Genomic DNA, 13,737 nt, shown 5'->3' with positions numbered 1-13,737 from the left:
CAGTGTGGGAGCGAGCCTGCTCGCGAAGAGGCCGGGCGCCTCAACACATATTCAAGGTTGAAATGCGCCAATGAAAATCGCCGGATCCACCCGCGCATCATTCAGGCTGACATTCCAGTGCATGTGCGGACCGGTCGCGCGGCCGGTCATGCCAACCTTGCCGACCACCGCGCCCCGCGCCAGTTGATCGCCGACCTTCACATCAATCTTCGACATATGGCAGAACATGCTGATAAAGCCCTGCCCATGGTCGACAAACACGGTGTTGCCGTTGAAAAAGTAATTGCCGGTGAGGATCACCTTGCCCGCCGCCGGGGTCTTGATCGGCGTGCCCATCGGCACCGCGAAGTCGAGGCCGGCATGCGGATTGCGCTCTTCACCATTAAAGAAACGGCGCACACCAAACTTGCTCGACAGCGGTCCATTGACCGGTTTGTCCAACAGCAGATTGCTTGGCGTGTTCGGGCTGAAGCTTCGATACGCCTTGATCTGCTCGGCCAGTTCGCCTTCGATGCGCTTGAGGTTCGACTGATCCGGGTTTACTTGCTGTTTGTTCTTCAGGGTGATGCGCTGTTCCGGGTATTTCTTGTTGCCCACGGTGAATGGCAGATTGCGCCCACCGCTGCTGATCTGCTGCGCGCCCGGCTTCACCGTCAACGGCACGCCGACAATCGCCAGCCAGTTGTTCTGTTCTTTTACCACCAGCACCGGTTTGCCCTGATACGTGGCTTTCGGTGCCTGCGCGGCCGCGCCCAGATCAACCACCGCCACGCCACCCGGCACCGGTTTGTTCAGTAGCCGGGTGATGTAACTGTCGGCGTGGGCATTGACGGTCAGGCACAGCAGAAACAGTGGAGCCAGAAAACGCGGCATGGATCAGTCCAGTAAAGAGAGGGTGACAGGCGTCAGGTGATTGTCCTCGACGCGCACTTGCAGTTCGCCTTCGCCAAGTTTGGCCTTCAGGCGCTGGCCAGTGTGGGTCTGCGCGGCGTTGCTGATCGCGTGGCCACGTTCATCGAGCAGAATGCTGTAACCCCGACCGAGCGTTGCCAACGGGCTGACCACATGCAGTGTCTGCATCTGGCTGTGCAATTGCAGGCGACGGTTTTTCAGGCCTTCGCGCATGGCGCGGGGCAGACGTTCGGCGAGACTGTCGAGACGCTGACGCAACATCGCCAATTGCCGCCCGGGATGTTGCCCGGCGAGGCGGGTTTCCAGGCGAATCAAGCGTTCGCGGCGGGTGTTGAGGTGACGCTCGAACGCCCGGCGCATGCGCATGTCCAGATCGTCCAGACGCTGCGCCTGCTGGCGCAGACGTTCACCGGGATGGCGCAGGCGACGGGCCATGCCTTCCAGGCGCAGGCGATCACGCATCAGACGGTCGCGGATGCGCATCACCAAACGGCGATGCAGGCTTTCGACCTGACGGATCAGATGACTGGAATCGGGCGCAAGTAATTCGGCAGCCGCAGACGGCGTCGGTGCACGGACGTCGGCGACAAAGTCGCTGATCGATACATCGGTTTCATGGCCGACAGCACTGACAATCGGCGTCACACAGGCATCGACGGCACGGGCCACGGCTTCTTCGTTGAAGCACCAGAGGTCTTCCAGCGAACCGCCGCCACGGGCAAGGATCAACGCGTCAAAACCACGGGCATCGGCCATTTTCAGTGCGCGGACGATTTGCGCGGTGGCTTCACGGCCCTGCACAGCGGTCGGAATCAGCGTCAGTTGGACTTGCGGCGCACGGCGGCGGAACACGCTGATGATGTCGCGAATCACCGCGCCGGTCGGCGAACTGATGATGCCGATGCGTTGCGGATGCGCGGGCAGCGGCACTTTGCGTTCGGCGCTGAACAGACCTTCGGCGCTGAGTTTTTCTTTCAGCGCATCGAAAGCCAGACGTAGCGCACCGTCACCGGCAGGCTCCACGGTGTCGAGAATCAGTTGATAGTCGCCACGGCCTTCGAACAGTGAAACCTTGCCGCGCACTTTGACCGCCAAGCCGTCCTTGAGCGCCTGGCGCACCCGAGCGGCGTTCTGCCGGAACAGCGCGCAACGCACCTGCGCACCGCTGTCCTTGAGGGTGAAATAGATGTGGCCGGACGCCGGGCGGGCAAGGTTGGATATTTCGCCTTCGACCCAGATATTGCTGAACACGTCTTCGAGCAACACCCGCGCGCGGCCGTTGAGCTGGCTGACGGTCAGGACTTCACGGTCCAGGCCAAGTCTTGCAAAGGGATCTTTAATCATGGGGCGCAGTTTAAAGGCATTTGCCTGCCAATCACCACAAGTCCCCTGTAGGAGTGAGCCCGCTCGCGATAGCGGTGTGTCAGTCGCAGGATAGGTTGAATGTTCAACCGCTATCGCGAGCAGGCTCACTCCTACAAGGGGGTGTGAAGGTTTCGATGAAGTGGTGAGTCAGGGGTGTGGGGTTCTGGCGATAGGCGAGGGCGACGGTGCTTTGGCAGTCGGCATCGGCCAACGGTAGAAAGCGTACGCCGCTCGGGGCGATGTCCTGCATCGATTCCGGCAGCAGTGCAATGCCGAAGCCGGCCTGAATCAATTGTAATTGCGTGGTCTTGCGCGACATCACCCGCGCCGCTTTAGGGAAGAAACCCTGACGCATGCACAGATCGGCACACAGATAACTCAAGCCGCCGCGTTGCGGGTGCGGGATCGAGATGAACGCTTCGTCCTTCAGTTGGGCCAGGTCGACACGCTCAGCCGCGGCCAACCGATGATCCATCGGAACCGCCAGCAGCAACCGTTCAGTAAACAGCGGCACAATCTGAATCCCTTCACGCTGGCGCAACACCGGCAGGCGCAGCAAGCCAATATCGAGTCGGCCCTCGGCCAACTCTTCCAGTTGCGCCTCGGAAGACAACTTGCCGATGTCCAGCGACACACCGGGTTGTTGCTGCAGATACGCACCGATATCACTGAGCAAACGGCCGCTGATCGACACGGTGCTGGAATGGCTGAGGCGCAAGGTGCCGAGCTGACCATTGCCGACCTCAGTGGCCATGGCGCTGGCCTTGCTCAGCTCATTGAGCAGATTTCTTGCCCGCGGCAGAAACGCTTCGCCCGCCGCCGTCAGTCGAGGCTGGCGCGCGGTGCGTTCGAACAACGGCGTTTGCAGACGCGTTTCCATGTCCTTGATTTGCCGGCTCAGCGCCGATTGCGCGATAAACAGGCGCTCGGCCGCCGCACTGAAGCTGCCGCATTCGGCGATTTCCACGAAGTAGCGCAATTGACGGGTTGAAAGCACAGCAATGCCTTTTTGAGATGGCTCGGTATCTTTGAAGATATTAGTCGCAACGCTCGACGCTGGCTAAAGTCATCTCAGGCTTATTTAAGGATGTGGATCGATGAGCGTGGCGGGGTTGTTGAGTGAGTGGTCGTGGGGCGCCGAAGGCTGGGTGATCATCGGCTTGGGCATCGTGCTGGCTTATATCGTCTTCGGTATCGCCGGGTTCGGCACGGCGCTGGTGGCGGGGCCGATTCTGATTCTGTTCATGCCGTTGTCGAAGATTGTGCCGCTGCTGGTGCTGCTGGATTTTGTCGCGGCGTTCGGCAACCTGCTGCCGTCGCGGCGCGATGTGGCAAAACCGGAGTTGTTACGGCTGCTGCCGTGCATGGCAGTCGGCTGCACATTGGGGGTGATTTTCCTGCTCAACCTCAAATCCGATGTGTTGCTGTTGTTGATGGGATTGTTTATCAGCGCTTACGCGATTTACAGCCTGTGGGTGAAAGCGCGGCCGACGCAATTGTCAGCGGCGTGGGCGGTGCCGATGGGCACGGTGGGTGGGTTGTTTGGGGCGCTGTTTGGCAGTGGCGGCTTTTTATATGCGATTTATCTCAACAGCCGACTGCCGAAAGAGGCCGCCCGGGCCACACAAAGTGCGCTGATCAGTTGCAGCACGGTGGTGCGTTTGAGCCTGTTTGCCATCGCCGGCGTGTATGCCGAGCTACCCTTGTTGATGCTGGCGCTGTGTCTGTTGCCGGCCATGGCGCTGGGGCTGTGGATCGGGCGGCGGTTGACCATGCGTTTGTCACGCGAGGCGTTTGTGCGGTTGGTGACGTGGCTGGTGCTGGCGAGCGGGATTGCGTTGATCGGGCGTTACCTCAGCACTTGACCGGATTTTGTCAGGGATTAAGCTGCCGGCCTTTAGGGCCTCTTCGCGAGCAAGTCGAATCGTCGCACCGTCGCTCCCACAGGTAGCGCATACCAATGTGGGAGCGAGCCTGCTCGCGAAGGCGTCAGAAGCCACACCGCAGGACTTTCCATGAATTCGCAAAGCATCATCGTCCCGAAAATCTCCACCCTGCCGGTCCACGAACCCCGGGCCCGGGCGATCGTGCGCTGGCTGGTGCGCAAGAACATCATCAAAGAAGAGCTGAGCACCTGTGGCCGCACCGGTAACCGCATGGCTTACGCGATTGCCGATGGCGCCCGTGCTGTGGTGCTGCACCCGCAAGCGTTGCCATTCGGTGAGCCGATCAATGGGCTGGAGATCGTCACCAAGCGCTGTATCTATACCCCGGCCAAAGGCTTCCTCGAAGAAGCCGGTTGCGCCGAATGCCGTCGTGAGGTCGGCGAAGCGCTGTTCGAAAGCCTCGAAGACTGGTTCCCAGGCCGCACCGACAACTTCACTTGCCCGGAATGCGGGCATGAAGATGACATCAACGGTTTTCTGTTTTTGCAGGAATGTGCGTTTTCCAACCTCGGTTTCATCTTCAACAACTGGCTGGAGGCGGGCTTCAAGCAAAGCTTTATCGACGAGTTCGCCGATTGGCTCGATCAACCTGTCTCTTGGGTCAAGGTGGAGCTGTAGGGCCGGGGATTTCCCGTACATCAGCAACATTGATATTAAGCTGAGTTTTACATTGAACAGCAGGGGGTGTCTGACTATAATGGCGCGCTTCCATTTTCCCGCTCGGGAGCCCCCGCGATGCTGCGTATCAGCCAAGAAGCTCTGACATTCGACGACATTCTCCTAGTGCCTGGTTATTCCGAGGTGCTTCCTAACGAAGTCAGTCTCAAGACCCGCCTTACCCGTGGCATCGAACTGAATATTCCTCTGGTTTCTGCTGCAATGGACACCGTCACTGAAGCCCGTCTGGCAATCGCCATGGCTCAGGAAGGTGGCATCGGCATTATCCACAAGAACATGACCATCGAGCAGCAAGCTGCCGAAGTGCGTAAGGTCAAGAAGTTCGAAGCCGGCGTCGTCAAGGATCCGATCACCATCGAGGCTGATGCCACGGTTCGTGATCTGTTCGAATTGACCCGCATGCACAACATTTCCGGCGTTCCGGTGCTGCACGATGGCGACCTGGTCGGCATCGTCACCTCCCGTGACGTGCGTTTCGAAAGCCGTCTGGAAGCCACCGTCCGTGAAGTGATGACGCCCAAAGAGCGTCTGGTCACGATCAAGGAAGGCGCGAGCAAGGACGAAGCACGCGAACTGCTGCACAAGCACCGCATCGAGCGCGTGCTGATCGTCGACGACAAATTCGCCCTCAAAGGCATGATGACCGTCAACGATATCGAAAAAGCCAAAGCCTACCCGCTGGCCAGCAAGGACGATCAAGGTCGTCTGCGCGTTGGCGCCGCTGTCGGCACCGGTAAAGACACCGGTGACCGTGTAGCCGCGCTGGTCAATGCTGGCGTGGACGTCGTGGTAGTCGATACCGCGCACGGTCACTCCAAAGGCGTGATCGACCGCGTTCGCTGGGTCAAAGAGAATTTCCCTGAAGTGCAGGTGATCGGCGGCAACATCGCCACCGGCGCCGCTGCCAAGGCTCTGGCCGAAGCAGGCGCTGACGCCGTCAAGGTCGGTATCGGCCCTGGCTCGATCTGCACCACCCGTATCGTCGCTGGTGTCGGCGTCCCGCAAATCAGTGCCATCGCCAACGTTGCCGCTGCCCTTGAAGGCACTGGCGTTCCGTTGATTGCCGACGGCGGCATCCGTTTCTCCGGTGACCTGTCCAAGGCCATCGTAGCCGGTGCTTCCTGCGTGATGATGGGCTCGATGTTCGCCGGTACTGAAGAAGCGCCGGGCGAAATCGAACTGTTCCAGGGCCGTTCGTACAAGGCTTATCGCGGTATGGGTTCGCTGGGCGCCATGTCCCAGGCTCAAGGTTCTTCCGACCGTTACTTCCAGGACTCCTCGGCAGGCGCCGAGAAACTCGTTCCGGAAGGCATCGAAGGCCGTGTGCCGTACAAAGGCACCCTGAGCGCGATCATTCACCAGTTGATGGGCGGTCTGCGTTCCTCGATGGGCTACACCGGTAGCGCCAACATCGAAGAAATGCGCACCAAGCCTGAGTTCGTGCGGATCACCGGTGCCGGTATGGCCGAATCCCACGTGCACGACGTGCAGATCACCAAAGAAGCGCCAAACTACCGCGTAGGTTGAGCCTTCAAGCAATAAAGTAAGCAACCGGGGCTGTTTGATTCAGCCCCGAGTTGTTTCTGAATCACGACTGTTTCTGAACGACTTAGACGAGACTGAATCATGGCCCTCGATATTCACGCTCACCGCATCCTGATCCTCGACTTCGGTTCGCAATACACCCAACTGATTGCCCGCCGCGTGCGCGAAATCGGTGTGTACTGCGAACTGCACCCGTTCGACATGGACGAAGATGCGATCCGCGAATTCGCTCCTAAAGGCGTCATCCTCGCCGGCGGCCCCGAGTCCGTGCACGTCGCCGACAGCCCGCGCTGCCCACAGGCAGTGTTCGATCTGGGCGTACCGGTCTTTGGTATCTGCTACGGCATGCAGACCATGGCCGAGCAACTGGGTGGCAAGGTTGAAGGTTCCGAACTGCGTGAGTTCGGTTACGCCCGCGTTGACGTGGTCGGCAAGAGCCGCCTGCTCGACGGCATCGAAGACCACATCGACGCTGACGGCCTGTTCGGCCTCGACGTATGGATGAGCCACGGTGACAAGGTCACCAGGATGCCGGAAGACTTCCACATTCTGGCCAGCACCCCGAGCTGCCCGATCGCCGGTATGTTCAACGACGACCGTGGCTACTACGGCGTGCAGTTCCACCCGGAAGTGACCCACACCAAGCAGGGCGGTCGTATCCTGTCGCGCTTCGTCCTCGACATCTGCGGCTGTGAAGCCCTGTGGACGCCGTCGAAGATCGCTGAAGACGCCATCGCCAACATCCGCGCCCAGGTCGGCACCGACAACGTGCTGCTGGGTCTGTCCGGCGGCGTTGACTCCTCGGTGGTTGCCGCGCTGCTGCACAAAGCCATCGGCGACCAACTTACCTGCGTCTTCGTCGACAATGGCCTGCTGCGTCTGCACGAAGGCGAGCAAGTGATGGCCATGTTCGCCGAGAACATGGGCGTCAAAGTCATTCGCGCCAACGCTGAAGAGCAGTTCCTGAACAACCTGGCCGGCGAAGCCGATCCAGAGAAGAAGCGCAAGATCATCGGTCGCACCTTCATCGACGTCTTCGATGCCCAGTCGAACAAACTGGAAAACATCAAGTACCTCGCTCAGGGCACCATCTACCCGGACGTGATCGAGTCGGCTGGCGCGAAAAGCGGCAAGGCTCACGTGATCAAGTCGCACCACAACGTGGGCGGCCTGCCGGAAGAGATGAACCTGAAACTGGTCGAGCCACTGCGCGAACTGTTCAAGGACGAAGTCCGTCGTCTGGGCCTGGAACTGGGCCTGCCGTACGACATGGTCTACCGTCACCCGTTCCCGGGCCCGGGCCTGGGCGTGCGCATCCTCGGTGAAGTGAAAAAGGAATACGCCGACCTGCTGCGTCGCGCTGACCACATCTTCATCGAAGAACTGCGCAAAGCCGACTGGTACCACAAGGTCAGTCAGGCGTTCGTCGTGTTCCAGCCGGTGAAATCGGTTGGCGTTGTTGGCGACGGCCGTCGTTACGCTTGGGTGGTTGCCCTGCGTGCCGTGGAAACCATCGACTTCATGACCGCGCGTTGGGCTCACCTGCCTTACGAACTGCTGGAAACCGTCTCCGGCCGCATCATCAATGAAATCGAAGGCATCTCCCGCGTCACTTACGACGTGTCGAGCAAGCCGCCGGCGACCATTGAGTGGGAGTGATCCCGCTGCAGGTTGATTAACGAAAAACCCTTGGCCTGAAGCCAAGGGTTTTTTCGTTTCATGCCCTGAAAACAGTTAGCTGGGTATGCGACTTTGCAGGGTCAAGCCGATCTCTATCAGGCGCTGGGATAACGCACCGATGTCACGGAACATGATGCCGCTGATCCGCGGCATCGACTGTGCCCAGATGTAAACCTGACCATCCCCTCGGCGATTCACCATGGTTCGAACGATATTGCCGTCGCTGTTGCGACGCACAAGCGTGTATGCATTCTGCGTTTTTCCGAGCATGAACATGCCGTTGCGATTCAGCAGTGTATTCACCGTTGCCTCAGTCCACTGCGGCACAGGTGTTGCGATCTGCAAGCGCAAATCCGCGAATAGAAAGTCGGATGAGTTGCGCGTCGATGCCCCGTTATCAAACGGGCCCCGAGCGACTTCCAGTCCTGGGTCGACTCTGATGCCGGCCACTTCGGTGGACGTCGCTTCTTCAATCCGTAAACCGATACCGCCCCTGAGTTCGCTTATGCCTGGCAGATTTCTGAAGGTATTGGTGTTCGTTGCCTCGACCAGGGCAACCCATTTGCCCGGCCTGTTGAGGAGTTCGTCACCCCACATGATTTGCGAGGCAAGCCGGGCGTGGATCATCTGCTCTTCGATCGAAGTCAGCGGTACCTTCAGCTTGTAACTGTGCGCGACTTCAAGACCTTGGGTGCGGATGCCATTGGCCTGGGCAGCCTTGATCAGCTCAAGCATGTTGAACCGGCCATCAGGGTCGGTACCCAGGCTGGACAAGTAGCCTCGAAGATCCTCTGACATCTCTCCCGACAGGTGAAATTCGTTGAGATCTGTCTGGGCAAAATCGTTCAGCAAACCCCGCACGTACAGTGTGTCGATATGCCGTGCGAACGCCGGCATGTTTTCGATCATGAAACGCATGCTGGCGATGCGATCAAGGGTTTCGCCGACGACCAGTCCATCGGTATTGGCAAAGATGCGATCAATCAGCTCAGCCGTCTGCATCTCGACATCGATTTGCGGGATGACTGGCCGTGCGGGCAGGTTGGTCCAGTTCAGCTCTGAGTAATACTCTTTGGCCTCGTTCAGCAGGGACGTGCGTCTTTCGCGGAAATGGGCCGCATATGTATCGGCCGTTGATGGTTTACTGCGGTTTGCACTGGAGAGCTCGGTGAAAGTTTCAGGCAAGTTCATGGCCCATCTTTTCATTTTCGCCATGTCCACTCCTGCGATGTCGTTGAGGGGAGTCACCAGGCGCAGTGGTCGCGCGACCGGTGAAACCGGGTCGACGAGGGGAAGCTCCGCTGACGGCGTTGCTGTAGCCGGGGCCGAGGACGAGGACTGGTCGGTGTCCAGGAAACCAGCCTTGCCCACGCATTGGCCGCCTCCCCTGAGACGCAGCGCAGGTATGCGTTGCCACTTGCCGCTACTGCCGAAGCGGACTGGCAACGAGTAAGCAAACTGATTAGGTCGCTCGGGATCGACGATGGCCCAGTTGCCAGCGTCTTCGGAGTCGGCAAAGTAGCGCACGTAGTACGCGGTACCCTCCATTTCAATGGCATGGCCCGGCTCCTTGTCCAGGCGGTAAATCCCCTCATATTTGCCTGGCGCTGCCTCTACAGAACGGTGGGCCAATATCTCATTGCATCGATATTTGGCAGGAATCCTTGGAACAGACCAATCTTGGCGCGCAGCCGCCGTGGCCAACTGCCGGGTGGATTCGAGGGTAGTCTCGATGGCGATTTCGTTTGTCAGCTCAACGGGCACTTCTGGATCAACTACCGGGATTGGCGGTTGATCCAGAGGCGGCAAGAAGGGTGTGTCAGGCGAAGTGAACTCGATCAATCCGCGCATTTCTTCAGCTTCGGCAAACTCCACCTGCGGGCCCACTTCAAGTTGCGCGCCAGTGCTGATCAGAAACGGAATGTTGAACACAATGTCGATGGCATTGAGCACTGCGCCAGTAACACCGGCCTTGCGTTCGGTTGGCGTAGTGCCGTTGATGGCCTGATCGATGTTCAATCCCATGTTCGCGATGCTGGCGCCAATCAAAGGCAACGCCACAGGCCAGCCCACCGCTGCCATCGGGCCGAATACTTTCAAACCGGCACTCAAATAACCGATCCAGAGTTTTTTGCGCAGGTCACTGTTGGACGTGAGCGCCAGGTGCGCCTCGGCAACCATGCTCGAGCGTGTCGACTCACTTAACCAAGTGAATGCGTCACCGCTGATCGCGACGTTGCTGCGATTGATCATGCGGTGATCGCTGTGACCCCAGGTGCTGACCAGACGGTTCATCAGATCGGTGAGGTTTTCGTTGAGGTGATGGCGGTCAGCCAGCGGGAAATGCTGGAGAAATGCCGTGCGCTTGTCGTCTGAATTCATCTGCTCAAGTATCCACCAATGCAGATCCGCTTCATTGTCCTTAAAGAGGAATGCCCGGGCCTCGCCTGGCAAGTAAAGGGTCTGGCGGCCGCTGCTTTCCACCAGACGCAGCGCATTGACGGCGACGTGGCCATCGAGATCCAGCGCCCGCACTTCAACACCGACCGGGTGTAACGCTTGCAGCATTTGCAAGGTGACGGGCCAGGTGACGGGCCCGATTACCGAGCCGACGATGCGCTGAAAATCAGCGCCATCAAGGTCACCCTGCTGCAACGCCTGCACCGCCAGACTGAGAAAGTTGCACTTTGCCAGGGCGCGGAAGTTATCCGACGAGGTTTGCCAGAATCTCGTCAGTTGACCTGTGTAGCGCGCGCTGAAGTCGACATCCCAGAATGCCCTCAGCACATCGCTGCCGAGCAATCGCACTTCATTACTCTGATTGAAGTTTTCCGCCTCCGGGCCATCCGAGTAGAAGCCGCAGTAGAGGCCAAGCAGATCTGCGTTGTCTTGATCGGTCGCACGAAAGCGATGGATCACCAACTGCGTGAGGGTGAGCGTTTCATAAGGCTTTTCCAGCACATGCTCCCAACCCGTGAAGGTCAGCGAGCTGCTCTGCGCCGTTTTGAAACGGTGGAAGTAAATCCGGTCGGGATCGAGGCCCGACAGTCCTTTTTCCGCCAGGATTTCGTTGGCGACTTGCCGGGCTGCGTCGAGCAGACTCGGGCAGGTCTGCACGATAGTCGCGGCAATGGCTTTGAGGGCAGTTTTGTCCGCTGCGTTTGGCAGCAGACGTCGTTCGGGTGAGGTCATGCGTTCTTCATCCATGAGAAACAAAAACTGAGCATGACCGATTCGCGCAAGGGCAGTGCACTACCCGGCTACCGCATATTGTCCCCTATTGATAATAGAGTGGGGGTGATGGAGGAGGACTGTTTGTCCGGCGTCCTCCAGGCACCTGTCGCCGGTATCAAAGATATTGGGATCGAATCAGATCCGTATCGAACGGCGTCAGCCCTTTATCTAGCGCAAACACTGCCTCTGCCTGCTGCGGCGAATCCACTCGTTTTCCCCGTGCTCGAGCATGTAAGTCGAACAGCGTTTCCAGATCCGGCCGTGGTGTATGCACCAAGGCTCGCAGCATCAACGATACCCCGCTGAGGTTATTATCGACGTTGTTCCACCGGGGAGATGAAGTAAGCCCCAGATCTGCCCAGATCATGCGTCGTTCCTGCAAGTCCATCACGAATGGCAGGCAGATAACTGTGTCGGAGGCGATATCGATACGGTCGAACACGGATCGCGGCTCGAATACTTCACCCGACGCCGTGTCGGTGCGGGCCATCCAGCCAGCGAAGCATTCCGGAAGATCGCAGTACGGCTGTTCGGTGAATGAAGTGATAGACGTGACGACGTAGCGGATGCCCTTCTCAACCAGAACATCAAGGTCGAGGTCGATGAATTCCGAGGCCCCATCGGGCGCATCGACGATGTCGCCGCTGTGGTATCCGCCGTACCCTTTCAGGTTGTAGTACGCAACCGTTTCTCTGAACACGAAGTTGGCATCGAAAAATGCGGCGGACAAGTCGATATCCGTACGGCCCCTGCCATTCTTCCACCACAGGAACAGGCGAATAAAACGTGTGTCAGGGATAGGCAACCGACTGCCTCGCACCAGCGTACGTAGCGACTTCGAAGAGGCGCGCTGCACTAGCGGCACCCTGTATTCGCGTAATGCCGGATCGATGAAGCAACGCCCTAGCGGCGGCAGTGACGCAAATCGCTGTACGAGAGCGTCCTCGCAGATTCGGGCTGCATGCGCCAACACTTCAGGTGCAAGAGGCTCTCGGCGATCGTTGATGGCATAGACTTTGGCGAATGAACCTTTCGGAGTGAAGGCGCGCAGGGGCAGGGGGCGCGGTGCACGAACCTGGGCCAGCACCTGCAGCAGGACAGGTGAGGACACTTGTGCGGCAACGGCCTCGAATGCGTCGAGTACCGAGTCGGCTTCCGTCGCGCGGCGCAGGGTCACGTCAAGCCGTCGTGCGAACTCACCAGGTCGGCTTTGTAGTATTGGCACAAGCGTGGCGATGTCACGCTGGACCAGCAATGTTTCGACTCGTGAATTAAATGTGGTGGGCGGTTCGTTTCGACGCGCTGCCGTGATAGCGGCCAGAGCGTGTGGATATTTATCGGCGTAGTCGCCCGGATGCAGTACTTCAGCCAGGCGTTTCCAGCGCTCCGCATGACGCATTACGTCTTCGGCAGCGTTGGGTATTCTATCGAGCAGGTGCAAAAACAGACGGCGCATCGAGCGCTTCATCGGTTTGAAACGTGTCGTAGCGGTCGCCAGCGACACGTCTCCTCCGCTTAGGGCGACTGCCAGTCGTAGTACGTCAGTCGCTGTTTCGACATTCCGCTCCAGGAATGTGTCTACCCGTTTGTCGCCAGCGACATGCAGGATCAGTGCGCCGCCAACCTGTGCACGGATCTCCCGGAACGGGATGGCCTCGGGCAGCTGGCGGAACACATCGCTTTTGTAGTTTCGGATAAACCAGGCAACATCAGCAGTATCCTCTTCAGAGAGCGAGGTGCGCGATGAAACCAGCGGTTCGAGCAGTGACTCGAACTCAGAGACGCTACCCGTTTCAATCACCCAGGATATGAAGTTGCCTTCAAGCATCGGAGGTCGAGCGTTTTCAGTCGGTGGCAAACGCCGAAGCGTGAGGTAGTGCATGACGGCGTTAAGGTACAGCTCTGCCTCTGGGGCTTTCAGAACCTGCTCTGGAAAGTCTGGATAAAACGGCCGGTGGTTCACATGAGCGCCGGCTCTTCGTCGCAAGACTCTGATAATTTCGCGTAGCCAGTACTTGAGTTCTGACGCCGACAACATGCCTATTTGCTCAATCAGGGACTCTGACAGTACGCATCGAAACGCCGCGATTTCCTGGACGGCCGATGCGACTTGAGCGCGCGTGGCACCGCCAGTGCCCGTTGGCACGTGAACTTTGCTGCGGCGACGCAGGAACAGCTCCTGATTCATGCTTGATTTTCTCCTTTGGTCGCCGTCACGGACGAGCTGCAGCATCGTGTCTACAGCAGATGTAAAAACGCCTGCAAAAAGCAGGCGCGGTGTGGAGAGCGAAACCCCTAGGTCATAGGAGGTTTAGAAGGAAGGTGTTCCATAGCCACGGCGGCATTCTACGTAAGGCTGTTCTTTTTTGTCAGCTTA

At 58.7% G+C, this 13,737-nt stretch carries 9 protein-coding genes; 4 read left to right on the top strand and 5 right to left on the bottom strand.

Annotated elements, in window-relative coordinates:
• Positions 1 to 51: 51 nt before the first annotated feature.
• The 3 genes from AC5SEM_RS20100 to AC5SEM_RS20090 form a co-directional block, all read right to left on the bottom strand.
• Positions 52 to 873: a peptidoglycan DD-metalloendopeptidase family protein gene (locus AC5SEM_RS20100; protein WP_495471134.1), complete on the bottom strand. Its 822-nt coding sequence runs from the start codon at positions 871 to 873 to the stop codon at positions 52 to 54.
• Positions 874 to 876: 3 nt separating this feature from the next.
• Complete coding sequence (xseA, locus tag AC5SEM_RS20095) at positions 877 to 2,256, bottom strand: exodeoxyribonuclease VII large subunit (RefSeq protein WP_495471133.1); 1,380 nt, start codon at positions 2,254 to 2,256, stop codon at positions 877 to 879.
• Positions 2,257 to 2,359: 103 nt separating this feature from the next.
• A complete protein-coding gene (locus AC5SEM_RS20090) occupies positions 2,360 to 3,274 on the bottom strand; it encodes a LysR family transcriptional regulator (protein WP_495471132.1) in 915 nt (304 codons plus the stop codon).
• 100 nt (positions 3,275 to 3,374) lie between these two features.
• On the opposite strand from AC5SEM_RS20090, the gene AC5SEM_RS20085 reads away from it, so the two are divergent.
• The 4 genes from AC5SEM_RS20085 to guaA all read left to right on the top strand — a co-directional run bounded on the left by AC5SEM_RS20085 (position 3,375) and on the right by guaA (position 8,105).
• A complete protein-coding gene (locus AC5SEM_RS20085) occupies positions 3,375 to 4,142 on the top strand; it encodes a sulfite exporter TauE/SafE family protein (protein ID WP_116033182.1) in 768 nt (255 codons plus the stop codon).
• 150 nt (positions 4,143 to 4,292) lie between these two features.
• Positions 4,293 to 4,841 (top strand): sugar ABC transporter ATPase, encoded by a 549-nt coding sequence (locus tag AC5SEM_RS20080; RefSeq protein ID WP_077574417.1) that lies wholly within the window; start codon positions 4,293 to 4,295, stop codon positions 4,839 to 4,841.
• 117 nt (positions 4,842 to 4,958) lie between these two features.
• Entirely contained in the window at positions 4,959 to 6,428 is a 1,470-nt protein-coding gene (gene guaB, locus AC5SEM_RS20075) for an IMP dehydrogenase (RefSeq protein ID WP_007916845.1), read from the top strand.
• A gap of 99 nt (positions 6,429 to 6,527) precedes the next feature.
• The gene (guaA, locus tag AC5SEM_RS20070) at positions 6,528 to 8,105 is read left to right on the top strand and encodes a glutamine-hydrolyzing GMP synthase (RefSeq protein ID WP_007916833.1); all 1,578 of its coding nucleotides are present in this window, start codon (positions 6,528 to 6,530) and stop codon (positions 8,103 to 8,105) included.
• A gap of 75 nt (positions 8,106 to 8,180) precedes the next feature.
• Here guaA and AC5SEM_RS20065 read toward each other — a convergent pair whose 3' ends face one another.
• Both AC5SEM_RS20065 and AC5SEM_RS20060 read right to left on the bottom strand, forming a co-directional pair.
• Positions 8,181 to 11,318, bottom strand: coding sequence for a membrane-targeted effector domain-containing toxin (locus AC5SEM_RS20065; RefSeq protein WP_495471131.1), 3,138 nt, complete (start codon positions 11,316 to 11,318; stop codon positions 8,181 to 8,183).
• 157 nt (positions 11,319 to 11,475) lie between these two features.
• Positions 11,476 to 13,593 (bottom strand): TerD family protein, encoded by a 2,118-nt coding sequence (locus AC5SEM_RS20060; protein WP_495471130.1) that lies wholly within the window; start codon positions 13,591 to 13,593, stop codon positions 11,476 to 11,478.
• Positions 13,594 to 13,737: the final 144 nt, after the last annotated feature.

It is taken from the genome of Pseudomonas sp. CH61 (assembly GCF_059429415.1).
Note: the sequence above shows the minus strand (reverse complement) of the source record. Positions and strands in the feature narration are given on the sequence as shown.